This is a genomic window from Methylosinus sp. H3A, assembly GCF_015709455.1.
Taxonomy (GTDB): domain Bacteria; phylum Pseudomonadota; class Alphaproteobacteria; order Rhizobiales; family Beijerinckiaceae; genus Methylosinus.
Genome location: NZ_JADNQW010000005.1, coordinates 4040379 through 4063100, shown reverse-complemented (window position 1 = coordinate 4063100; position 22722 = coordinate 4040379). Strand labels below are relative to the sequence as shown.

Below are 22722 nucleotides of genomic sequence, written 5' to 3'. Positions count from 1 at the left end.
GACATCGGGCATATTGCGACAATCAGTCCGATGTTTTTAGCGAATCATCAGCGCTTCATCGCGCCCGCGACGCCGCGCGCCTGCATCGCGCTCGCAGAGTCGCAGGGGCCGCTCCTCGGCAAGAGCGTCGTCGTCATCGGGCGTGGACGCACGGTCGGCAAGCCGCTCGCGAATTTGCTGGTCAACGCCGGCGCCACCGTCACGGTCTGCCATTCGGCGACGCCGGACATTCCCAAATTCTCGCGCGCGGCCGACATCGTCTTCGTGGCGACGGGGCGTCCGCGTTTCTTCGGACGCGATTATTTTTCGCAAGGACAGCTCGTCATCGACGCGGGCGTCGGCTTCATCGACGGCAAGCTCGCAGGAGATGTGGACGCCGCGGCGCTCGAGGATCTGGATATTCGGCTCACGCCGGTCCCCGGAGGGGTCGGGCCTTTGACCTCGATTCTCATTCTCGAAAATCTTCTGCTGCTGATCGAGCACGCCGAGCGCGGACGCGGCGGATAGCGCTTTCGCCGCCCCCGTGCTGCCGAGGAGACATCGGGCATATTGCGACAATCAGTCCGATGTTTTTAGCGAATTTCGACGCCACATCGATCGTTGTGGCGCTCGCCATGCGATCCCGCCCGGGAGCTTCCGGTGTCTCTCCGAGGCTCGAAGGTGCGCATCCGGGAGAGCATGGCGCCGCCGCGGCCGGGTGGTTTCTGGTCCATAACTTGCGTGTCGCCGCGGGCAGCTTCTTCTTTGAGGGCGATCCGATGGCGTTCACCTTTATCTGTAACACCAGCGCCGTGAGCGAAGGGGCCATGGGCCTCTTTCAGGCCGGCCGCAAGAGCGTGCTCGTGGTCTGGCCGACGGGCGGCGAGCTCAAGGCCTTTCGCGGCCGCTGTCCACATGCCGACATGCCGCTGAACGAAGCCGCCTTCGACGGCAAGACCGTGCTCTGCAATTATCACAATTGGGGCTTCGACGGCGTGAACGGCAAATGCGTGACGCATCTCGTCCGCAACGCTCTGCATCCTTATGAGCTGCGGGTGGAGGGCGACGAGATCCAGGTCGATCTCGGAGCGGCCAAGGCGGCGCGCGCGCCGGCCTGATCGGCCGCGGTTCCGGCGTCGCGTCGACGTCGCGCTTTTGGCAGGGATGTTGCTTCTAAATCTGAAACAGGAGCGACAGCCGTGCCCGAGACGCGAACCATCACGACCGAGAAGGACTTCGAGCATCCGGTCGACGCAGTCTGGCGCGCCATGACCGATTCGGAATGGCTCGCCGTTTGGTTTTTCCCGAACGACATCCGGCCCGAGGTCGGCCATTCTTTCACCATTTGGAGCCGCCCGATCGAGCGTTGGGACGGCGAGTTCCAATGCAAAGTGCTCGAGGTCGTCTCCGGCGAGAAGCTCAGCTTCCGATGGAAGGGCGGCCATGAGGAGCTCAAGGGCTTCGGTCATTACATGGATGTGACCGTCACCTGGACGATCTCCGCGCTGCCGAATGGCGGCACGCATTTCCACTTCGTCCAGGAGGGGATCTCCACCGATCCGACCTCCGATGCGCTCTATGACATCATGCTCAAAGGCGCGGACAGCGTGATGCGAAGCCTCGCCAAGCGCATTCCTGATCTCCTCGAGCACGAACCCTGACATTCGGCGCGGCGCGGATTCGCGCCGACGCTCGCGGCGCTTTGCCCGCAGTTTCATCGAAACGCGCCCTGTGCGGACGCGCACAGCGGCGCCCCTCTCGTCGACGCATAAAGACGGCGCGCGCCATGAGGCCGCGACCGTAAGAGGAAAGCGTCGATGAAAAAGAAGCTCCGCCCCTTGCTGCCGGCTCTTGTCGCGCTCGGCGCCGCCGTGAACCCCTTCGTGTCCGTTCCCGCCTCGGCGGCCGTGTTCCCGTCAGGCCCGCGCTGATTGGTGACCTGCGTAATCGCGGCGCTCAGGACGAACGCAGCGCCGTCGAGGCAGACGCCCCGGCGGCGCTGTCGCATGTCGGCATGTGTCCGCTCAGACGCAAAACGCTATAGAAACACGCGCGCGCCTTTCGCGCGCGTGCGTTCGACGAATCGGAGGGCCAATGGAGGAAATCGCCGCATCTATCGGAAATTACGTCGGCATATCGACGCCGACGGCGCGTCTGGCGATCGGCCATATTTTTGCGTTTCTGGAGAAGCGCGACGCCGCCATAGGCGGCGAGCTGATCGCGAAAGTGCCCGGCGGTCGCGAGGCGGTCGAAGACGCGGTCGCCGCGCCGCGCCGCGGCATCCTCGGCTTGGCGCTCGGCGGCCTGGGGACGCTCGTCGGAAAAAATCAAAAGGATGTGATCGAGCTCACGTCGCGGCTGACGAGCATGGGCCTGTCCGCCGCGCAGCTGCAGAAGCTCGCCAAAGCGGTTTTCGTGCTCGCCGAGCAGGCGATCGGCCGCGCCAGGCTGCAGACGATCACCGATACGATTCCGGGCCTCTCGAAGTTTCTCTGGCCGAACGGCTGACATCCTTCGTCGTTCGCCGCGCCTTGGCGGGGGGCGGCGAGGGACGCGCCTCCTCCTGGCGAGACGGCGTCGAGCCGGTCGCCGTCAGATCGATCGCCGTCGGATCGATCTCCGCGCGCTCCATCATGATCGGAGGCGCCGCCGGCGGCAGCTCGGCCTGCCGGATCATGGGCGCAGCGTCCTTGGCGGCGATGGCGGCGGGCTCGGTTCTCGTCGCATCGACATAGGCCCGCGCGCCGAGGAGAGGCGCCGCGAGCGCTGTCGCGACGAAGACGGCGCGCCCGATCGGGGCTTTGCGCGGCGCGGCGGGCGCGCCGGCCCGCGCGGCGTATCTCGCCGCGAAGACGAGGTCCGGGGCGGTTTGCGGCGCGGTCCTCCGGTCTCTGGCTCCGTCCGTTCGATAATTCCGGCCGACATGAAAGCGCATCGAAATTCAGTCCTGTCAGGTCTCGCAATAGTTGTGAAGCTTAAGGGCGCAATGGTTAATTTTGATTCACCGCGACGGCCGCGGCGCCGGCGCCCCTACATGCCGAGGCTTTCGGCCTTATATGCCCGCCTATCGCAGACAGGACGCTGGAGCGGCGAGGCGATGACGTCACGCGACGCCCCATTGGGCATCGATCTTACGATCTGCGATCGCGAGCCGATCCATACGCCGGGGGCGATTCAGCCGCATGGCGTGCTCCTGGCTATCGATCCGGACGACATGCGCATCGTCCAGATCGCCGGCGACACGCAGGCGTTGCTCGGCGCCTCGCATCGCGCGCTTCTCGGCCAGAGCGTCGAGGCGCGGCTCGGCGCCGTGGCGGCGACGCGGCTGACGCGCATCGTCGCCGGCGCCGCCGGGCCGCGCTCCTGTCTCGGCTTCGAGACCGAGCCGGGCGAAGGGGCGGTCGCGCTCGAGGGCGCGGTCCATGTCGGCGAGGGCGCGATCCTCGTCGAGCTGGAGCCGTGTCGCGGCGGCGCCGAACGCGATCCGCTCGGACTCGTGCAGAAAATGCTCGCTTCGGCGGCTGCTGCCGAAACCATAGACGCCTATGCCGAGGCGGTCGCGCGGGAGACGGCCCATGCGACGGGCTTCGATCATGTGATGGTCTATCGTTTCCTGCCGGACGGCTCGGGGAGCGTCATCGCCGAGACGATGACGGAGGAGCGCCCATCCTATCTCGGCCTGCGCTTTCCGGCTTCGGATATTCCTGCGCAGGCGCGCAAGCTCTATCTGACCAATTGGCTGCGGCTCATTCCCGATGCGCGCTATACGCCGGCGCCGATCGAGCCCGCGCTCTCGCCCAAGACAGGCCGACCGCTCGATCTTTGCCATAGCGCGCTGCGCAGCGTTTCGCCCGTGCATTTGCGCTATCTCGCCAATATGGGCGTGCGCGCCTCCATGTCCTTGTCGATCGTCGTCGGCGGCAAGCTGTTCGGCCTCGTCGCCTGCCATCATCGAACGCCGCATTTCCTCGACATGCGCCGGCGCGCCGCCTGCGAATTATTCGCGCAAATGATCTCTTTCGAGTTCCAGAGCCGTTCGGAGGCCGAGGCGGCGAAGCTGCGCATGCGCGCGGGCGAGGTCCAGAGCCGTCTCGTCGGCGCGATGTCGGGCCGGGCCGACCTCGCCGGCGCGCTGCTCGGGGGACGGCCGAATCTGCTCGATCTGATAGAGGCCGACGGTTGCGCCGTCTTCGTCGACGGCAAATGTGCGACGCTCGGCGGCGCGCCGTCCGCCGAACAGATCGGCGCGCTGCTGCACTGGATGCACGAGCGTTCGAAACAGGGCGTGTTCGCCACCGATCGCCTGCCTTTGTCCTATGCGCCGGCGGAGGCCTTCGGCGACGTGGCCGCGGGCGTCCTCGCCATCGCCGTCTCGCGCGAGCCGAAGGATTATGTGCTGTTCTTTCGCGGCGAGCTGCGGCAGGTCGTGCGCTGGGCCGGAAATCCGGCGAAGGCCGTGGAGGCCGATGGCCCGACGCTGACGCCGCGCGCCTCTTTCGAAGCCTGGGAGGAGACGGTGCGTCTCCAATCGCGGGCCTGGAGCGATGGCGAGATCGAGGTCGCGAGATCGCTGCGTTTCGCCATTCTCGAGGTCTTCGTCCATGCGCTCGATCTCGCGATGCGCGAGCGGCAGGCGGCGCAGGCGCGCCAGGATTTTCTGATGGCCGAGCTCGATCATCGCGTGAAGAACACATTGTCGGTGATCCAGTCGCTGGTGCGCTTCACCGCGCGCTCCGCCGTCTCGCTCGAGGACTTCAACGCGACGCTGCAGAGCCGGCTGCTGACCATGGCCCGCGTGCAGAGTCTTTTGACGCAGAGCCGTTGGGAGGGGCTGTCGATCCGCGCCATCGTCGACGACGAGCTCGCCCCGTTTCGCCAGGCGAAGGAGAACGCCTGCCAGATGCGCGGCGAACCAATCGCCTTGAAACCCAAGGCGGCGCTCGCCGTCAGCATGGCGATCCACGAGCTCGCGACCAACGCCGCCAAATATGGGGCGCTGTCGGCGCCGGGCGGGCGCGTGCGGGTCGAATGGCGCCGCCGCCGCGAGAAAGGCGAGGAGCGGCTCCTGCTGACTTGGAAGGAGAGCGGCGGGCCGGTGGTCGCGCCGCCCAAGCGCTCGGGATTCGGGCGCATGCTGATCGAACGCACCATGGCGATCGATCTCGGCGGCGAAGCGGAGCTCGATTTCGCGCCGAGCGGCGTCGAATGCCGCCTTCGCATTCCCGTATCGCAGATCGCTTTCGCCAAGGGGCCGCGCGAGAGCGGGGGACGCGCCGCATCCGCGGCCGAGCCGGCGGCGGGGTCGCTGTCGCATCGCCGCGTTCTGCTCGTCGAGGACGCCGCGCTCGTCGCGCTTTCGGTCCGCGAGGTGCTCGAGGAATGGGGGATGGAGATCGCGCAGACCTGCACGACGGTCTGGGACGGGCTGCGCGCGGCGCTACGACAGGATTTCGACGTTGCTCTGCTCGACATAGATCTCGACGGCGAGCCGGTATGGCCGGTCGCCGACGCGCTCGCGGAGGCGCATGTTCCCTTCGTCTTCACGACGGGCTTCGAGAGCCGGATGGTGGTGCCGCCGAGATTCGCCGGCCGGCCCGTCGCGCCCAAGCCCTATTCGCCCGAGGAGCTCGTCGGCGCCCTGTCGCGCGCCCTGTCCGGGGAGGCCGCGCCATGACGAGCCGAGTAGAGGAGAGCATTTCGCCGGCGCGCGCGGCTCTGCGCAGCGCGACCCATGCCGCACATCAGCGGCTGCATGGCCATCCGGCGCTGGCGGCGCTCGCCGCGGGAACGATCGCGCCAACGCAATATTTGCAACTGCTGGCGCGCCTCTACGGATTTCATCTGCCCTTCGAGCGCGCGCTGACCGAGGCCTCGCTGCGTCATGGCGTCGATCTGCGCATCGGCGCGCGCGCGCATCTCCTGGCGCGCGACCTCGTCGATCTCGGCGCGATGGGCGAAGCGATCGCCATTCTGCCGATGGCCGAGGCTCCGGCGTTGCGCAGTCCTGGTGAATGGCTCGGCGCGCTCTATGTGCGCGAAGGATCGACATTGGGCGCGATGCGTCTCGCCGCCGCGCTCGATCCCTTGCTCGGGGACGGAAATCCGCGCGGCCGACGCTTCCTTTCGGGCGGCGACGCGGAAGGCTGGCGCCAATGCTGCGCGGCGCTGGAGGCCGGCGCCGCGCGGGGCTTGCTGCCCGAGATCGTCGAGGGGGCGCGCGCGAGCTTTCACGCCTTAGAGCGCTGGCTCGCCGATCAGAATTTCACGCCGACCTTGCCGATCACCATGCGCGGCGCTCCGGGAAAATAGACGGAATGCGCAACGCGCGTCCGCTGGATTATTTCGCGACGACCGCGACGATGCGCGCCGGGCCGCCGGTGCCCCCGGCGATTTTCATCGGCAGAGCGAAGACGATCGCGCCTGTCGCCGGCAGCTTGTCGAGATTGTCGAGATTTTCGAGACCGGCGGCGTCGGCTCCGGCGACGATGCGATGCACCAGGAAATCTTGCGACGGGCCATTGTCCACACTGGCCGTGTCGACGCCGATCAGCTTGGCGTGGCGATCGACGACCAGCAGCGCCGCCGCCTGCGCGCCATAGCCGGGGAAATGCAGATGCGAGGCGTCGCCGGGCGTGTCGTCGCCGAGATAGGCCTTGCGGTCGCTCCAGCGCGCGCTCCAGCCGGTGCGCAGCAGCACGATCGCGCCCTCGGGAATGCGCCCATGCGCGGCCTCCCATTCGGCGATGTCTTCGGGCTTCAGCGTATAATCGTGGTCGGCGGCCGCTTTGGCGCTCACATCGATGACGAACGCCGGCCCGACGAAGCGATCGACCGGAATTTCGGCGCTCGTCCAATGGCCTCGAGCGAAATGCAGCGGCGCGTCGAGATGCGTGCCGCCGTGCTCGGGCGAGCAGAAGCTGTTGGCGGCGTAGAAATAGCCGCGCTCGGTCAGCCCATTGTGCAGGGATTTGAGCTCGAAGCCGGACGGAGAGGTCGGCCAATAGATCGTCTTGGCGTCGAACGGATGAGTGAGATCGACGATGGTCGATTTGGAAAGATCGAGGCTCTGCCCGAAGGCCGAATGCGAGACCGCGGAGCAGAGGACGAAAAGGAAGCCGCCGACGATCCGCAGCGCCATCGCGCGACCTCCCGAAAAGGAGGCTCGACTATGTCATTCTCTCGGGCCCCGGTCCAATCAGGGATTGCCGAGGCCGGAGCCCGAGAGCACGCGTCAGGGCTCGAGGCTTCTCCAGCGGAACAGCAGTCCCGCCGTCAGGCCGCCGAGCAGTGGCGCCGCGATGAACAGCCAGAGTTGCTCGAGCGCTTTGCCGCCGACGAACACGGCCGGTCCGAGCGAGCGCGCCGGATTGACCGAGGTGCCGGTCACGCGGATGAGCGCGATATGGATCACCACCAGCGCCAGGCCGATGGCGATTCCCGCCGCCGAGGTTCCGCCATTCGCCGAGGTCGCGCCGAGGATGACGACGAGAAACAGGAATGTGCCGACGAATTCGGCGAGAAAGGCGGAGGTCGTCGTGATATCGCTCCAGCCGTTCTGACCGAGCCCGGCGACGGCGACGTCATAGCCGCCCGCGCGGCCTTTCAGGATCGCATAGAGAACAGCGGCGCCGACGATCGCGCCGATGCTCTGCGCGATGACATAGCCGATGAGATTGAGGGTCGAGAGGCGGCCGGCGGACCAGGCGCCGATCGAGACGGCCGGATTGATGTGGCAGCCCGAGATCGGCCCGATGCCATAGGCGAAGGCCGTGACCGTCAGACCAAAGGCGAAGGCGATGGGCAGAACGGCGAGCGGCCCGACGCCTTGCGTGGAGCTCAGAACGCCGCCCAGGTCGCCGAGCGTGACCGAGCCGCATCCCAGCAAAACCAATGCGCCCGTGCCGATCGCTTCGGCGACATATTTTTTCACAGTCATTTCAACTCCTGTCGATCTTGAAAAATCGGTGCGATGATGAAAATCATCATCGTCGATGAACGGGAAATGAATTTAGGCTCTTACAGCGTTTCCAGTCGAAGCGGACGCTCGTCTCGGCGTTGGAGACGCGAAACATGAGAAGACTCGAGAGAGGGGCGCCAGACCGATGGTCGATCATTCGTCCGCATTGACCATTCGTCTCGACGTCCGGTCGCCGACGCAGGCCGTCGGCGATGCGCCGCTTACCGGCAAGGGCTTCGTCGTCAAAGAGAATATCGATGTGGAGGGCCATGTCTCCACGAATGGACAGCCGACATGGGCGGCGACCCATGCGCCGGCCGGCATGAATGCGCCAGTCGTCGACCGGCTGCTCGCCGCGGGCGCGCGGCTCGCCGGCAAGGCGCATATGGACGAGATGGCCTATAGCCTGCTCGGCGCCAACGCCCGCTACGGGACGCCGGTCAATCCCGCCGCGCCGGATCGGCATCCCGGCGGCTCCTCGTCGGGCTCGGCGGTCGCGGTCGCCGCCGGCCTCGCCGATTTCGCTCTGGGCACGGATACGGCGGGCTCCTGCCGCGCGCCGGCCGCCTTTTGTGGAATCTTCGGCTTCCGCTCATCGCATGGCGCGATCTCGGTGAATGGCGTCGTTCCGCTCGCCGAATCGCTCGATGTGCTCGGTTGGTTCGCACGCGACGTCGATCTTTTGGCGCGCGTCGGGGACGTGCTGTTGCCGCGCGATCTCTCCGGCGACGCGCTCGACGAGGCCGCGATCCTTCCCGAAGCCTTCGCGCAATGCGACGAGGAGACGCGCGCCGCGATGGAGCCGGCGCGCGCCGCCGTCGCGCAGAATTTCGCCTGCCGCGAGGCTGCGCTCGGCGAGGCGTTCTGGACCGAGTCGCTGCGTCATTTCCGCAATCTCCAAGCCTATGAGGCCTGGCGCGCGCATGGCGCGTGGATCGCGGCGGCCAAGCCGAATTTCGGGCCCGGCGTCGCGGGACGTTTCGATTATGCGGCGACGGTCACTCCTGCGGCGAAGGCCGAGGCCGACGCCTTTCGCAGCGCGGCGCGCGCGCGCGTTGCGGCCATGTTCGGTCCCAAAACGCTGCTCGTCGTTCCGACGACGCCTTTCGTCTCGCCGCTGCTGACGGAAGGCGAGGAGGAGCTCGATCGCAAGCGTTATCTGATGTTCCGCACTTTCCTCTTTGCGAGCTTCTTCGGCCTGCCGCAGATCAGCGTCCCGCTGTCGCGGCCCGCGGGCGCGCCGCCGCTCGGAATTTCGTTGATCGGCCCGCGCTGGTCCGACCGGCGGCTGATCGCCGCGGCGCGGGGGCTCGCGGAACGGCTGTAGCCGACGTCTCCGAAACTGTGATTTCGCCCTTTCAGCCGATTTTCCCGATCGGGGCGCCGGCGCCTTCGTACCATCCGCGCGAGCGGCGCACGATATGGACGACAGAGAGCATGACCGGCACCTCCACCAGCACGCCGACGACGGTCGCGAGCGCCGCGCCCGATTGGAAGCCGAAGAGGGCTATGGCCGTCGCGACGGCCAGCTCGAAGAAATTGCTGGCGCCGATCAGCGCCGAAGGTCCGGCGACGCACCATTCGACGCCGAGGCGGCGATTGAGGAGATAGGCGAGGCCGGCGTTGAAATAGACCTGGATCAGGATCGGCGTGGCGAGGAGCGCGATGACCAGCGGCTGACGCATGATCTCCTCGCCCTGCAGGCCGAACAGAATGACGAGAGTGAGCAGCAGAGCGCCGAGCGAGAGAGGGCCGAGCACACGCAGAGTCGCGGCCAGCGCCGCGGCGCCGCCCTTCGCCAGCAATGCACGGCGCCAGAGCTGCGATGCGATCACCGGCGCGACGATATAGAGGCCGACCGACAGAAGCAGCGTGCCCCAGGGCACAGTGATGGACGACAGGCCGAGCAGCAGAGCGACCAGCGGCGCGAAGGCGACGATCATGATCGTGTCGTTGAGCGCGACTTGCGACAGAGTGAAATGCGGCTCGCCGTCGACGAGATTGGACCAGACGAAGACCATGGCCGTGCAGGGCGCCGCCGCCAGCAGAATGAGGCCGGCGATATAGGCGTCGATCTGATCGGCCGGCAGATAGGGCCGGAACAGATGCGCGATGAACAGCCAGCCGAGCAGCGCCATAGAGAAGGGCTTGACCAGCCAATTGACGCCGACCGTGACCGCGATGCCGCGCCAATGCTCGCGCACTTGCGCCAGTGCGGCGAGGTCGATCTTCAGCAGCATGGGGATGATCATCAGCCACACCAGCGCCGCGACCGGGAGATTCACTTGCGCGACCGTCGCTTCTCCGATGGTGTGAAAAACGACGGGCGCCGCCTGGCCGAGCGCGATGCCGACGATGATGCAGAGCGCGACCCATAGGGTCAGATAGCGCTCGAAAACGCCCATGGCGGGCGTTGCGGCGGATTTGCTTCGATCAGGCTCCATGGCGGCCGGAGTTGCGCGCGGGTCCATCGGACTTCCTTTCGGTAAAGTATCAGGCTGCGGCGACGATGTGGCCCGCCAATTCCAGAAGGCGGGGAACGCCGACCGGCTCTTCCTTCAGCAGCGGGACGATCGCATAGCGCCGCGCATGTGTGGCGGCGACGGCGTCGATCTCGCGTATTTCATTGCGCGCGCGCTGACGCAGCAGCGGCGAATGCGGATGCGCGGCGGCCACGCTATTGTTGATGATCCACGCCCAAGGCTCGATTCCGGCGCGCCGCAGATCGGCTTGCAGGCTCGCGGCTTCGAGCACGGGCGTCGTCTCGGCGAGCGTCGCCAGCAGAACCTTGGTCTGTTTCGGATCCTGCAATTGCATCATCGGGGTCGTGTAATGCGCGCCTTTGGCGTCCAATTGGCGCGCCACCTCGCGATGATAGGCGCCCGTTGCGTCCAGCAGCAGCAGAGTGTGGCCGGTCGGCGCCGTATCCATCACCACGAAGCTTTCGCCCGCCTCGCGGATGACGCGCGAGAAGGCCTGAAACACGGCGATTTCCTCGGTGCAGGGCGAGCGCAAATCTTCTTCCAGCAGCGCGCGGCCCGCGGCGTCCAGCTTGGCGCCCTTGGCGGCCAATATCTCGCGACGATAGCGCTCCGTTTCGGCGTGCGGATCGATGCGGCTCACTTTCAGATGCTCCAATGATCCGTGGAGCGTTTCCGAAAGATGCGCGGCCGGATCGGAAGTGGTGAGATGAACGGGCAGGCCGCGGCGCGTGAGCTCCACGGCGACGGCGGCCGCCAGAGTCGTCTTGCCGACGCCGCCCTTGCCCATCAGCATCACCAGGCCGTGACCCTCCGCTGCGATGGCGTCGACCAGCTCCGACAGGCTCGGCGCGTCGAGCGCGATCGGCTCGTCCTCGCTCGCGCTCGCCGGCGACGGCGTTTCGACGAGCAATTGCCGCAAAGCGTCGAGGCCGACCAGATTGAACGGCCTCAGCGCGACGCGGTCGCAGGGGAGGGCGGCGAGCTCGGCGGGAAGCGCGCGCAACGCCGCCTGCTCGCGTTCAAAGATGGCGGCGGCGAGCGCATCCTGCTTCGCCTCCTCTTCCGGCAGAAAGCCGTTGATGACGAGATATTGCTGCGCGATGCCGATCGCCGCCAGCTCCTTATGCGTGCGGGCGACTTCGTTCAGCGTGGAGCGCTGCGCGCGGGCGACGAGCACGAGGCGCGTGCGCGCGGCGTCGGCCAGCGCCTCGACGGCGCGGCCATATTGCGCGCGCTGCTTGTCCAGCCCCGCCAGCGGCCCGAGGCAGGAGGCGTCGCCCTTGCCGGATTCGAGAAAGCCGCTCCAGGCGCCGGGCAATTGCAGCAGGCGGATCGTATGTCCCGTCGGCGCCGTGTCGAAGACGATGTGGTCGTAAGGCGCGGTCAGCGCGGAATCGACCAATAGCGCGGTGAATTCATCGAAGGCGGCGATCTCCGTCGTGCAGGCGCCCGATAATTGTTCCTCGATCCCTTTCACTACCGCGTCCGGAAGCTGGCCGCGCACCGGGCCGACGATGCGATCGCGATAGGCCCGCGCTGCGGCCTGCGGGTCGATCTCCAGCGCCGACAGGCCCGGCGCGCCGGGAATGTCGGTCATCCGATTGCCGATGATCGTTCCAAACACTTGCGCCACATTGGACGCCGGATCGGTGCTGACCAGCAGCACCCGCCGTCCGGCCTCGGCGAGCGCGATCGCCGTCGCGCAGGCGATCGACGTCTTGCCGACGCCGCCCTTGCCGGTGAAGAACAGGAAACGCGGCGGCTGCTCGAGGAATTTCATCTGGGGGCCTTCAGCAACTGCCGCCGCCGCAGCATCCGCTCTGCTTCGGCTCCGTCGCGGTCTCGACGAGGCCGGCCCAGCGCGCCAACTCGCTACGGCTCGGATAGCGCCCGGCGAGAGCGACCTCGCCCGCAACGAGCGCCAGAGGCAGCGCCTCTTGTCCAGAGCGCTCGAGAAAGGCTTTCACAATCGCATTCTCGGCGAAGGCGAGCGGTTGCTGGGCCAGATTGAATCGCTCGATGCGGGCGCCGTTCTGCTTGGCCCAATCGACATCGGCGGCAAAGCTCACCAGCGCCTGATCGACCTCGGTTCCGCACACGCCCGTGCTGCAGCAGAGCGCCGGGTCATAGATTTCGATTGCCGTCATATTCGTCTCCTCCGATTGTTATGCCGTCGCCACGCGCCGGCCGGCAGAATCGACGATGAGCTCGCCGTCCTCCTTGTAAAACGCGCCGCGTTGCGGCAGCGGCAGAATGTCCAGCACCGCCTCCGACGGACGGCACAGCTTCACGCCCATCGATGTGACGACGATCGGCCGATTGATGAGGATCGGATGCGCCATCATCGCGTCGAGCAATCGCTCGTCACTCAGCGTCGGATCGCCGAGGCCGAGCTCGTGAAAAGGCGTGCCCTTTTCCCGCAGCAGCGCCCGCGTCGAAATCCCCATTCGCGCGATGAGCTGCTCGAGCAGCGCGCGCGTCGGCGGCGTCTTCAAATATTCGATCACATGCGGCTCTATGCCGGCGTTGCGGATGAGGCCGAGCGTGTTGCGCGAGGTTCCGCAATCGGGATTGTGATAGATGATCACATCGGACGCGCTCATGCGGGCTCCTTCGCGCCGCAGCACGGCGCCTTTGCGGGAAGCTCCGGCTTCGGCGGACAGCATTCGCCCTGCGGCGTCGTCGGCGCGCAGCAGGCATTCGCCTCGCTCTTCAGCGCGTCCAGCGCCGGATCGCCTCCATAGACCGGGCTCTCGCCCGTCGTGAGAAAGGTCTCCCACATCAGCCCTTGCGGATCGGCGATCCAGGATTTTTCCGACCGCGCATAGCAGCAGGTGGTCGCGCCCTCTTCATAGACGAGGCCGCCGGCCTGCTTCAGGCGTCCATAGACGTCTTGCAGCTCATCCGTGGTTTCGACCTGAATGCCGAGATGCTCCAATCCGGGGCTCGCGCCCCGCGCCGAGATGGCGAAATTCACGCGCGGATCGTCGAGCATCCATTTGGCGTAATCGGGCTTTGCGACCGTCGGCGCGACGCCGAACAGCGCGCTGTAGAAGTGGATGGATCGCGGCAGGTCGTCGACGGACACATGCAGATGCAGGCGCTTCATGGAACCCTCTCGGTCTGGCAGGTCGTCTCCGCGTCAGTGACGCAGCAACCGGCGGCGTCGCCCTTGCAGCAATTCTCCGTCAGATAGGCGAGCAGCGCATTCATGACGGGATAGGCGGCCGAATAGATCAAGGAGCGGCCGTCGCGGCGGTAGGTCACGAGATCGGCGTGCTTGAGCTGATTGAGGTGGAACGACAGAGTGGTCGAAGGAAGCCCGAGCCGCTCGCTGATTTTTCCCGCGGGAAGCCCTTCAGGGCCGGCCTGCATCAGCAGTCGGAAAATATCGAGGCGCGACTCGTGGGCGAGGGCGACGAGGGCGGTTATGGCGGATGTCTTTTCCATAGTTCCATTATATTTGAAATGTTGGGCGCGTCAAGGTGTGGGGGCTTGGTGGGCGCGGCGAACTTCGGCTCGTGACCCGAAGCAGCCGTTATACCGTTCTGACCTGCAGGTCTCTGAAGGGTGGAAAGCGACATTTCCGCTCTTGGGGACCGGCTTCACAAGAGCCGACAATGCCTTGGATCGCTTCAGGCCACCAGCGAGAAGCACGCGAGATCAATGGTTGCCAGGTTGGCAAGGTAGGCCCCTTCCTTCGGATCTCTCCATCCTTCCGGCCAATTGCCAAGCAGCCAGATCGCCTGATCGAGCCGCGCCAGATTGAGGACTTCCTCCCAACTGGACACTTCAAGGTCCGTGAAGGCCACATGCAGCCGATAGCCTTGAAGGAAGCCGCGCCACTCAGCGGCCGTCCATAGCCGTCCCGGAGCAGTCGGTAGATCGCAGTGGAAGAGCAGCAGGGCCACGGCAAGATCGAACACGCGAGGCATTCTGGCGGCATGGTCCGGATCGACCAAAACTGGCTCTGGCCCGAAGACCAAGTTCGAAGCTTTGAAGTCGAAGCTGCACCCGGCGAGCGGCAGACCCGCAATCGGTGCCGCTCGCGCTGTGCGGCTGACCGCGACTGCCCTAATAGTGGCGGGATTCATACCATGGAGGCGAAGCGGCTCCTCGGCGGTGGCGAGATGGCGTTCGACCCACTCTGCGGATCGAACCACCGGCGCATCGTAGGTAGCAAGCATACGCGTCTCAGGCAGATCGGCCGCGTGCATCTGCCCGAGTAATTCCCCGGCTGCACGAATCTCGCTGTCCCGGGCGTGATAGGCGGTTCCGGACACGAACGGATAGACCACCCATTCCTTGCCATCATCTAGTCGGCGGGGGTTCGGTGAGAAGTGCAAAGCCGGGGCGACGACGTTGACACCCAGACTCCGCAGCGCTGTCAACCATTGACCGATGGCTGACCCGCCTGAATGGACAAGCCCAGTGCGCTTCACTACCCAATCGCCGTGTCTGTCTCGCACTCGGAAGACCGGTGCATAGTCGTACAATGAAACGGGCGGCTCTGGATGCTCGAAAGGGAACGCAGACAGAAATGCTGGATCGATCATGACACGAGCCTACCAAGATTCAGGATAGTCTCAACGTCCTTTTCTGGGGCAGGACTAAGTGGCGGGGAGCGTCCAGATTGGGTCGAAATCAGCTATTCGGCGTACGCGTCAAATGACCGCTATCGGCGCTCCACCCCACCCACCGCCTCACGCAGCATTATTCACCGCCAACTCCGTCGCCCCCTCCATCGCCGCAATATCGGCGAGGCGGCTCTTCAAAGCCGTTCGGTCCAGCGACTCGAAGGGCAGATTGACGAAGGCCGTCAGCCGCGCGCCGAGGCGGCGATAGGCTTCCATGAAGGCGGCGCGCTTCTGGACGTCGTCGCCCTTTGCCAGCGCCGGGTCGGCGACGCCCCAATGCGCCAGCAGCGTGTTGCGTGGCCAGGGGCCAGAGGGTTGCTCGCATATGTCGTCGCAGAGGGTGATGACGAAATCCATGCGCGGCGCATCTGGCTTGGTGAATTCCTTCCAGCTCTTGGAGCGAAACGCGCGCGTGTCATAGCCGAGCGACGACAGCAATGCGACGCCGATCGGATCGGGCCGCTCGGCGGGGCGGCTGCCCGCCGAATAAGCGCAAAAGCGGTCGCCGCCCTCGCGGTTCAGGATCGCCTCGGCCAGAATGGAGCGCGCGGCGTTGCCGGAGCACAGAAACAGCACATTGCGCGCCCGCTCGCCCGCCGATTTCGGACGCTTCTGCGGAAAGGCCGGCGCCGCGAGAGCGGGGAGCGCGACATCGTCGAGCGACGCCCCGAGATCGGCCAGCATCGTCGTGAGCACATGGCCCAATTTGCTGGAATTGGCGGCGTAGATGACCGAGCGCCCCTCGCGTCGTCCGAGGACGAGTCCTGCGCGCTCGAGATGGGCGATATGGGTCGAGAGCGTATTGTGCGGCACGGCCAGAAGGCGGGCGATGTCGCCCGCCGGCAGCCCATAGGGAAGATAGCGCAGCAGCAGGCGATAGGCCTCGAGCCGCGTCGTCTGCGCCAAGGCCTCGAAAATGCCGACGATCTCCTCCGCGGCGAGCCGTTCTTCCGCCACTTTGTCTCCGCCTCCATCGATCGCAAAAAATGTTCGAGATCGTCAGTGTTTCTTCGTCGAAAATAGTCGATTTCTCGACGCGTCGCTATCTATCGATAAATCGTCATCTCTCGAGAATTCGTTTTGGAGCGGATCGCATCGAGCGGCCGCTTGAGGCGGATCCGGGGCGGGCGTTTCCGCCGCGGCTTCCTCGGCCAACTGGCGCGCCGCCTCACGGCAGACACGCCAGAGCCTCGAGGCTTCGCGGAAGACTTCCTCATGTTCGGCGCTCGTTGCGCGCCATTGCTGTAATTCGTTGAAATCGGCGCGCGTCGCTTCACCCGAATGCAAGCGAACGACCCATGAAAGAGCCTCGCACAGCAGCGGATCTAAATCGGAAGGCGGATCGTCTGGTTCCATCAGATCGCAAGTCCGGTGATTCGAGCGTGATCAGGCCGTCCGCCTCTGCACGCGGCGCGCTCAGGCGGCCCCGTCGACCGGCTTCGCCTTGCCGATCTCCTCGAGCCGCCTCTGCAAGGAGAGCTTGTCCAGGCCCTTCATCGGCAAAGAGGTGAAGATCGAGATGCGGTTGTTGAGCATGCGGAACGCGTCGGCGAAGGCCAGATGCTTTTCGACCTCGGTCCCCTCGACAGCGGCGGGGTCCGGCAGGCCCCAATGCGCCGTCATCGGCTGGCCGGGCCAATAGGGGCACTCTTCCTTGGCGGCGTCGTCGCAGACGGTGAAGACGAAATCGAGCGGCGGAGCGCCGGGCTCGGCGAATTCGCTCCAGCTTTTGGAGCGATAGCCGTCCGCCTTGAAGCCGGACCTCTCCAATATCGCTACCGCATATGGATTGACCTCGCCTCTCGGCCGCGAGCCCGCGCTATAGGCTTTGAAGCGGCCGGCGCCGACGCGATCGAGGATCGCCTCGGCGATGATCGAGCGCGCCGAATTGCCGGTGCAGAGAAAAAGCACGTTATAGACATTGTCTTCGGTCACGAGCCGCTCCCCTAATATCGATATGTCGATAACTATCGACATATCGACTTATATCGCGATCTGCCGTGTCGGCAAGGGAAAAATCGAGCTCCTTCGTCGCCCTCGTCGCGGAGACCCGAGCGCGTATGATTTGCCTGTTTCGGCGCGTCTCGGCTTTTCCCTGTCAGATGTCCGGCGGCGAGCAGCGGCGTGTCGCTATCGCGCGCGCTCATCAACGAACCGCGCTTGCTTCTTGCCGATGAGCCGACGAGCGATCTCGACGAAGAAACCGAAGAGGAGATCATCTCTCTGCTAGAGGCGCTCAGGGCCGAGGAAGGCTTCGGCATGGTGATGGTCACTCTGGCGTTCTGATTATTATTGGCGACCTTCGTGTAGACAAACGTGTTTGCCGCGCCGTCGACGACGGCGCCTCCCGTCGGATTGGCGAGGCCGAACCCCTCGTATCGAATTCGAGCCGAACGGAACGCAAGGAGTCTCCGAGCATCGGCGTCGACGCCTCGGGGGGAGCTTTCAGAAGACGTCGATCAGCTTCGAGTTGGAAATATGTGTTGTTTACATTACGTCTGCGAATTCACATAATGCTGAAATCGTAGGCGTTCAGCCCATTTTTGGGTCGCGCGGCGCCCTGCGATAAAGCTGAAATAGTAAGTGGCTTCGCTATTGGAGGGTCTGTGTGCTCGAAAAATGCAAAGCCCGCATCGAAAAAAAGCCGGCGAGGAGGAAAGGCGCGCTTTTTGCAGTAAAGACGCCGGCTCTTGCTTATTCATGTAAATCGGATAAATGTCCGTCGATCGGGAGAATTCAGAAAAATGCAGATGGAATGGCTCTCGACGGCGATCGATTTCGGCGTCATCGGTCTCTTGGCCGCGCTCAGCGTCATCGTCGTCGCCGTGGCCCTCGAGCGTGTCTTCTTCTACCGCTCGATCGACCTCGCCACTTTCGCCAGCGTCAAGGCGCTCGAGCTGGAATTGACGAAGCGGCTCGTGGTGATCGCCTCCGTCGCGTCGAACGCGCCTTATATCGGCCTGCTCGGCACCGTGCTCGGCATCATGCTGACCTTCTACAATATGGGCCTCGACGCCTCGGCCGACGCCAGCAAGATCATGGCGGGCCTCGCGCTCGCCCTCAAAGCGACGGCGGTCGGCCTCGTCGTCGCGCTGGTGTCTGTGGTCTCCTACAACGCCCTGCTGCGGAAGACGAAGGTGCTGATGCTGAAATGGGAGATCGCCAATGGATGAGAAGCCTTTCGAGACGCTCAACGTCATTCCGCTGGTCGACGTGATGCTCGTGCTTCTGACCATGGTGCTGACCACGGCGAATTTTATCGCGACTGGCCGCATTCCCGTGTCGCTGCCGAACGCGACGCAGGCGAAGGTCGAAAAGCAGAAGGACAGAACGATCGAGCTCACCGTCGACGGGAGCATTTATTTCGACGGTCGCGCCGTGACGAAAGAGGAGCTGCCGGGCCGGCTCACAGCGCTGCCGCCGGAAACGGCCTTTCTCATTCGCGCCGACCGCGCCATCGCCTTCCAAAGCTTCATCGATGTCGCCGACATTCTGAAACGATTCAACTTCACCAAAGTCGCCGTGCAGACCAAGGCCGGCGGGAAATAGGAGGCGTCCGCGATGACTATGCAAGCGGTGGCCATGACGGCGAATGATGGCGGACGAGGAACTCGTTTCACTATTTATCACGGCTTCGCGGCTTCGCTCGCTTTGCACGCGCTCTTGTCCCTGCCTTTCATCCTCTCGCGTCTCGAGCCGGTAGAGGACGATCGATCGACGCTCGTCCTCGAGATGGACGGCCTCGTCTCGGACGATCAAGCCGATGAAAAGGTCCAGCAAGACACTGCGGGCCAGACGCAGCAGGCCGCCCAGAACGCCGTGCAGGCGCAGCAGCCGACCCCGCCCTCGGAGCAAAAGCCCGTGGCGGACGATGGCTCGCCGCTTCAGGCCAATGCGGTGACTGTTTCGACCCAAGCGCCCGCGAAACCGGAGCCCGCCGGCTCGACGCAGGTGAATGGCGTGGAGGAGCAACAGCTCGCCCGCACCATCGCGCATCGTGAAGTGTCGGAGGAGACGCTGCGCCGCGCCTATGGCAAGCTGGTGTCCAAGAAGATACACGGGCGGCTCGTCTATCCCGAGGCTGGGCGGCGCGCCGCTTGGCGGGGCGTGACGAAAGTATCGTTCTTCATTCTGGCCGGGGGGCAGATTCGATCCGACAGCGTGAAGGTGGTTTCGAGCAGCGGTGAGCCGCAGCTCGACGCCGCCGCGATGCAGACGGTTCGCGTCAGTGCGCCATTCGGGCCGCCGCCGCGGGAGATGAATGTAGCGATCGACGTCGTCTTTGGTCCCGAGCGCTGATCGAGCTCTCGACGCCTCGAAGACGAGGCCGAGAGGATGTCCACCGACAAGATCGACGCCGTGCGTGCGCTTCGCCGCAACTCCTCGGACGTGATCGCGTAAATGTGCTGGAGGTCGTCGCCAGGACCGGCGTCGCGCCGTCATCAGAGTTGTGCTGCCGGAGCGCGGCACGGCTCGCCGAGCGCGCGTAGGGCACGATGCTGACCTGATTGCCCTGATTTCCGCCGCATCCCCAGACGGTCTTCGCGTCGAAATCGGTGACGAAGAATGTATGGCCGCCGCCTGTGCGCTTCTTGGTCGCGATAGCGCCGACGATCGGCGAGAGCAGGCTCTGCCCCCATTTGGCGTAATCGAGCGCCCAGAGCGTCCCTGTGCCGTCCTGGCCGGCTTCGGCGAGACAGGCGCCGACGAATGCCGTACACCACGCGACGGAGTCGTGTCTGATCTCGGGATGGCCGGCGAGGCGATACATTTCGAGGACGACCGGATTATCGCGCGCGCCGACGCCCTCATGCGTGCCGATGTAGGAGCGCGCGATAGCGAGCCACGGCGGGATTGCGCCAGCCGCCGACGCCGAAGACGTCAGCCGCTCCCATTGCGCGAGCGCCGCGCGCGTCTGCGGGCCCGCGAGTCCGTCGATCGCGCCGCGATAGAGGCCGGCGTCGCGCAGCATGATCTGCTCATAGGCGATGCGCAGCCGCGGCCGGCGGCCAGTTCGCAGCCATACCGCCGACACTCGCCTGCACGGCGGCATAGATCGCTGCGAGCGTCGCCGGGCCGAGCTCGCCATCTCGGCGAGGCGCGCGCCCTTCGCATTGAGCGCGCGCTGAATCGCGCGCGCGTCGAGAGACCCCGCGGAAGTCGCGGTGGCGGAGATCGTCGTCATGTTTTGCCTTTCAGGGGGAGATCAAGCCGCCGTTAGGCGCGCCGATCGTTTGCGGGATGGGTAGATGCGGCAGTGCCGGCGAGGAATTATCTGCGGTCTGCCAGCCTGCCTTGGTAGTGTCTCAGTAGACACTACCCCTGCCTTTGCATATGATGAGGTAGTATGCTTTAAGAGATACGATTTAAATGGACGTGCTTACGATAGGGGATGACAAATGCCCAATGTGGTAATTACTGAACTACCCGCCTTCAAACTATATACTGATCTAGAAGACGACGATGTCGGTCGGCATGTAGCTGGAACTAAGGTATGGGAAGAGCATGTTACGGCAGCATTTCATAGATACATCCGTCCCGGAGATCTGGTAATAGACATAGGAGCAAATATTGGATTCTTCTCGATGCTCGCGGCGTCGATAGTCGGCGACAACGGCCTCGTTATATCCGTAGAGCCAAACGTAAATAACGTGCGCCTGCTTGAATCTAGCCGACGAGCGAACCGTTTTTCTAACGTCAAGATTATTCACATTGCCGCCGGCTCGAAACTAGAGCTACTTTCATTCTCTGCGCGCTTCACAAACGGGTCGGCGTCTCACATGAACGTCGACGCAGATGCTTTGAATGACTGGATTGTCCAAGCCGTCCCCCTCAATATCCTCTTGCCGACCGATAAGCGCATCGCCTTCATCAAAATCGATATCGAAGGGTTTGAGCCGCACGCCCTTGGCGGCATGGCTGATCGCATCAAAACAGACAGGCCAATTATCACAACGGAATTTTCACCGGGTTGCTTAGCTGCCAGCGGTGGGTGGGATGCAGAGGACTATCTTAGGTTCCTCATCAATCTAGGTTATAATCTTTACATCCTCGAAAATGATGGCGGCGAGATGTATTTCGGGTCGGACAGCGCTGGACTTATGGTAACGTACGGCTCCATCGCCGTTGCGCGCCAGACTTGCCATATCGACCTCATTGCTAAGCCAGTATAGGATATTTTATTTCCGACATAGGAGCAGATAGTGGTACGACAAACTGGAACATTTGAGGAATGATATGTCCGATATTGCGTTCAAACCGTATGTCGCCAAAAATAGGCGATTTGATGACCTATCGTTCCCGTTTTTGATCGTGAACGACGTAGGTAAACAGTGGTATGATGGCGGTGAAAATCAGTTCATGCCGGAGCGCGCCATTTGCAAAAGTCTAATCAAGACTAGCGATACTGTCGTTGATTGCGGCGCTCATCATGGGATGATGTCTGTTTTGTTTTCACATTGGACGGGGCCGGCCGGGAAAGTCTACTCTTACGAGATCGTCCCCGATAACATCGCCGTCATCAGGCAAAACATCGAACTGAACAAGCTCGACAATGTCACTGTGCGCCCCTACGGCGTTGGCGACGAAAATGCGGAGATTTCGATCTCTTTCCAGAGCAGCAACGCCTACGCGGATTCGAACAGCGATATCAAGGCGCGGATCGTTCGCCTCGACGATGACATTCCCACCGACGAGCGCGTTGACTTCATCAAGATCGACGTGGAAGGCTCAGACCTTCGAGCCGTCCGCGGCGCGTCGCGAGTCCTATCGAAGCGCCCGACGATCGACTTGGAGCTTCACCCGTTTCTATTCGCCGATCGCGGGGCAGTGACGGAGGAGATTTTCTCGGTCCTGTCCTACCGCAATTGGCGGTATATCGTGTTGCCCGAGATATTCGCCGATACGATCGAGATCGATGGTCAGATTGACTATAAGTGGCTGTCCGCCTTCGACAACCCGCATATTTTCTGCATCCCGCGCTGATGCTCAACGCGGCGGCGCGGAGCCGCCGCGTTCTCCTCAAAGCGCATCTAAGTCACTTCCCGGAGACGGTCCAGTTCATCTTGTTGCACCATAATTTATACGGCGTTGCGCCGGAGCCGGAATTAACGACCGTCGCGCCCCACGCAGCCCGGCGTCGCCGTCCGTGACGTAGGACTCGGTCCCGCCCGCTCCTGCATTGCATGTCGGGAACTCGCTGACCAGGAAGCCGGCCAATTTAGCCGTATTCATACTCAGCTGCCCGAAGAACATCACCGCCCCATCTTCATAGACACGTTGGTATTCGACTGCTGAAGCAACCTCACCGCCGGTCCCGGAATTATTGCCAACGTAGCGCGAAAAGTAGGGGACGATCGTGAAGTAGTTCGTAAACTCGGACATGCCGTGGCCGAGATAGTGGGTGAAGGTCGCGTCGAGGTTCGCGCCGAACACACCACCAGCGGTAAGCCCGATGTTGACGGCGCTGATACCCCCAGAAAACGTCTGCAAGGCGGACCACGTGTGCGGAATACCGAGCTGCGCGACGAAAAACGCAGTCGTCGCGACCTTTGTAGAGTTATCGGAGGCCGCTTGCGTCATTGCAGTCGCGTCGCCGAGACTAGGTATGACGAAGACAGGCGACGTAGCATGCGCAACTGCTCCTGTTCCTGTGTTACCTTCCGAG

The 22722-nt window shown here is 64.1% G+C and carries 28 protein-coding genes; 13 read left to right on the top strand and 15 right to left on the bottom strand.

Annotated features, from left to right (window positions below):
- The first annotated feature begins 30 nt into the window (after window positions 1–30).
- From IY145_RS21815 to IY145_RS21800, 4 genes are all read left to right on the top strand, one after another.
- Complete coding sequence (locus tag IY145_RS21815; RefSeq protein ID WP_246722148.1) at window positions 31–507, top strand: hypothetical protein; 477 nt, start codon at window positions 31–33, stop codon at window positions 505–507.
- A 251-nt stretch (window positions 508–758) separates the two neighbouring features.
- On the top strand, window positions 759–1097 hold the full coding sequence (locus tag IY145_RS21810; RefSeq protein WP_196410110.1) for a Rieske 2Fe-2S domain-containing protein: 339 nt from the start codon (window positions 759–761) through the stop codon (window positions 1095–1097).
- 81 nt (window positions 1098–1178) lie between these two features.
- Complete coding sequence (locus IY145_RS21805; RefSeq protein WP_196410109.1) at window positions 1179–1640, top strand: SRPBCC domain-containing protein; 462 nt, start codon at window positions 1179–1181, stop codon at window positions 1638–1640.
- Window positions 1641–2073: 433 nt separating this feature from the next.
- A complete protein-coding gene (locus IY145_RS21800; protein ID WP_196410108.1) occupies window positions 2074–2487 on the top strand; it encodes a DUF2267 domain-containing protein in 414 nt (137 codons plus the stop codon).
- Here the strand turns inward: IY145_RS21800 and IY145_RS21795 are convergent.
- On the bottom strand, window positions 2438–2914 hold the full coding sequence (locus IY145_RS21795) for a hypothetical protein (RefSeq protein WP_196410107.1): 477 nt from the start codon (window positions 2912–2914) through the stop codon (window positions 2438–2440). The genes IY145_RS21800 and IY145_RS21795 overlap by 50 nt on opposite strands.
- A gap of 162 nt (window positions 2915–3076) precedes the next feature.
- Here IY145_RS21795 and IY145_RS21790 point away from each other — a divergent pair, with 162 nt between their 5' ends.
- Together IY145_RS21790 and IY145_RS21785 are read left to right on the top strand one after the other, a co-directional pair.
- On the top strand, window positions 3077–5653 hold the full coding sequence (locus IY145_RS21790; RefSeq protein ID WP_196410106.1) for an HWE histidine kinase domain-containing protein: 2577 nt from the start codon (window positions 3077–3079) through the stop codon (window positions 5651–5653).
- Complete coding sequence (locus IY145_RS21785; protein WP_196410105.1) at window positions 5650–6288, top strand: biliverdin-producing heme oxygenase; 639 nt, start codon at window positions 5650–5652, stop codon at window positions 6286–6288. The genes IY145_RS21790 and IY145_RS21785 overlap by 4 nt, the downstream gene beginning before the upstream one ends.
- Window positions 6289–6316: 28 nt before the next feature.
- Here IY145_RS21785 and IY145_RS21780 read toward each other — a convergent pair whose 3' ends face one another.
- Window positions 6317–7117 (bottom strand): cyclase family protein, encoded by an 801-nt coding sequence (locus IY145_RS21780; RefSeq protein WP_196410104.1) that lies wholly within the window; start codon window positions 7115–7117, stop codon window positions 6317–6319.
- A gap of 93 nt (window positions 7118–7210) precedes the next feature.
- Window positions 7211–7909 carry an aquaporin gene (locus tag IY145_RS21775; protein ID WP_196410666.1) on the bottom strand — a complete coding sequence of 233 codons (699 nt, stop codon included), beginning with the start codon at window positions 7907–7909 and terminating at the stop codon, window positions 7211–7213.
- Window positions 7910–8081: 172 nt separating this feature from the next.
- Here IY145_RS21775 and IY145_RS21770 point away from each other — a divergent pair, with 172 nt between their 5' ends.
- Window positions 8082–9263, top strand: a complete 1182-nt coding sequence (locus IY145_RS21770) for an amidase (RefSeq protein ID WP_196410103.1) — start codon at window positions 8082–8084, stop codon at window positions 9261–9263.
- Between the two features lie 31 nt (window positions 9264–9294).
- Here the strand turns inward: IY145_RS21770 and arsB are convergent, their stop codons facing one another.
- The 10 genes from arsB to IY145_RS21720 all read right to left on the bottom strand — a co-directional run bounded on the left by arsB (window position 9295) and on the right by IY145_RS21720 (window position 16991).
- Window positions 9295–10341, bottom strand: a complete 1047-nt coding sequence (arsB, locus tag IY145_RS21765; protein WP_196410665.1) for an ACR3 family arsenite efflux transporter — start codon at window positions 10339–10341, stop codon at window positions 9295–9297.
- Between the two features lie 88 nt (window positions 10342–10429).
- Complete coding sequence (gene arsA, locus IY145_RS21760; protein ID WP_196410102.1) at window positions 10430–12199, bottom strand: arsenical pump-driving ATPase; 1770 nt, start codon at window positions 12197–12199, stop codon at window positions 10430–10432.
- Window positions 12200–12209: 10 nt separating this feature from the next.
- The gene (gene arsD / locus IY145_RS21755; RefSeq protein ID WP_196410101.1) at window positions 12210–12566 is read right to left on the bottom strand and encodes an arsenite efflux transporter metallochaperone ArsD; all 357 of its coding nucleotides are present in this window, start codon (window positions 12564–12566) and stop codon (window positions 12210–12212) included.
- Between the two features lie 18 nt (window positions 12567–12584).
- Window positions 12585–13022, bottom strand: coding sequence for an arsenate reductase (glutaredoxin) (arsC, locus tag IY145_RS21750; RefSeq protein ID WP_196410100.1), 438 nt, complete (start codon window positions 13020–13022; stop codon window positions 12585–12587).
- Window positions 13019–13528, bottom strand: a complete 510-nt coding sequence (locus IY145_RS21745) for an ArsI/CadI family heavy metal resistance metalloenzyme (protein WP_196410099.1) — start codon at window positions 13526–13528, stop codon at window positions 13019–13021. Before IY145_RS21745 ends, arsC begins: the two co-directional genes overlap by 4 nt.
- Complete coding sequence (locus tag IY145_RS21740; protein ID WP_196410098.1) at window positions 13525–13869, bottom strand: helix-turn-helix transcriptional regulator; 345 nt, start codon at window positions 13867–13869, stop codon at window positions 13525–13527. The genes IY145_RS21745 and IY145_RS21740 overlap by 4 nt, the downstream gene beginning before the upstream one ends.
- A gap of 185 nt (window positions 13870–14054) precedes the next feature.
- Window positions 14055–14975: a phosphotransferase enzyme family protein gene (locus IY145_RS21735; RefSeq protein ID WP_196410097.1), complete on the bottom strand. Its 921-nt coding sequence runs from the start codon at window positions 14973–14975 to the stop codon at window positions 14055–14057.
- Between the two features lie 147 nt (window positions 14976–15122).
- Complete coding sequence (locus IY145_RS21730; protein WP_196410096.1) at window positions 15123–16013, bottom strand: helix-turn-helix domain-containing protein; 891 nt, start codon at window positions 16011–16013, stop codon at window positions 15123–15125.
- Between the two features lie 42 nt (window positions 16014–16055).
- Entirely contained in the window at window positions 16056–16412 is a 357-nt protein-coding gene (locus IY145_RS21725; protein ID WP_196410095.1) for a FecR/PupR family sigma factor regulator, read from the bottom strand.
- A 60-nt stretch (window positions 16413–16472) separates the two neighbouring features.
- Window positions 16473–16991 (bottom strand): arsenate reductase ArsC, encoded by a 519-nt coding sequence (locus tag IY145_RS21720; RefSeq protein ID WP_312030623.1) that lies wholly within the window; start codon window positions 16989–16991, stop codon window positions 16473–16475.
- A 189-nt stretch (window positions 16992–17180) separates the two neighbouring features.
- On the opposite strand from IY145_RS21720, the gene IY145_RS21715 reads away from it, so the two are divergent.
- The 4 genes from IY145_RS21715 to IY145_RS21700 all read left to right on the top strand — a co-directional run bounded on the left by IY145_RS21715 (window position 17181) and on the right by IY145_RS21700 (window position 19355).
- The gene (locus IY145_RS21715; protein WP_246722147.1) at window positions 17181–17342 is read left to right on the top strand and encodes a hypothetical protein; all 162 of its coding nucleotides are present in this window, start codon (window positions 17181–17183) and stop codon (window positions 17340–17342) included.
- Window positions 17343–17800: 458 nt separating this feature from the next.
- Window positions 17801–18229: a TonB-system energizer ExbB gene (gene exbB / locus IY145_RS21710; RefSeq protein ID WP_196410093.1), complete on the top strand. Its 429-nt coding sequence runs from the start codon at window positions 17801–17803 to the stop codon at window positions 18227–18229.
- Window positions 18222–18605, top strand: coding sequence for a biopolymer transporter ExbD (locus IY145_RS21705; protein ID WP_196410092.1), 384 nt, complete (start codon window positions 18222–18224; stop codon window positions 18603–18605). The genes exbB and IY145_RS21705 overlap by 8 nt, the downstream gene beginning before the upstream one ends.
- Window positions 18606–18617: 12 nt before the next feature.
- A complete protein-coding gene (locus tag IY145_RS21700) occupies window positions 18618–19355 on the top strand; it encodes a TonB family protein (protein ID WP_196410091.1) in 738 nt (245 codons plus the stop codon).
- On the opposite strand, the gene IY145_RS21695 is transcribed toward IY145_RS21700, so the two are convergent.
- On the bottom strand, window positions 19282–20241 hold the full coding sequence (locus IY145_RS21695; RefSeq protein WP_196410090.1) for a TIGR02594 family protein: 960 nt from the start codon (window positions 20239–20241) through the stop codon (window positions 19282–19284). The genes IY145_RS21700 and IY145_RS21695 overlap by 74 nt on opposite strands.
- A 214-nt stretch (window positions 20242–20455) precedes the next feature.
- Here IY145_RS21695 and IY145_RS21690 point away from each other — a divergent pair, with 214 nt between their 5' ends.
- Entirely contained in the window at window positions 20456–21229 is a 774-nt protein-coding gene (locus IY145_RS21690; protein WP_196410089.1) for an FkbM family methyltransferase, read from the top strand.
- Between the two features lie 64 nt (window positions 21230–21293).
- Entirely contained in the window at window positions 21294–22040 is a 747-nt protein-coding gene (locus IY145_RS21685) for an FkbM family methyltransferase (protein ID WP_196410088.1), read from the top strand.
- A 75-nt stretch (window positions 22041–22115) separates the two neighbouring features.
- On the opposite strand, the gene IY145_RS21680 is transcribed toward IY145_RS21685, so the two are convergent.
- On the bottom strand, window positions 22116–22637 hold the full coding sequence (locus tag IY145_RS21680) for a hypothetical protein (RefSeq protein WP_196410087.1): 522 nt from the start codon (window positions 22635–22637) through the stop codon (window positions 22116–22118).
- Window positions 22638–22722 lie beyond the last annotated feature (85 nt).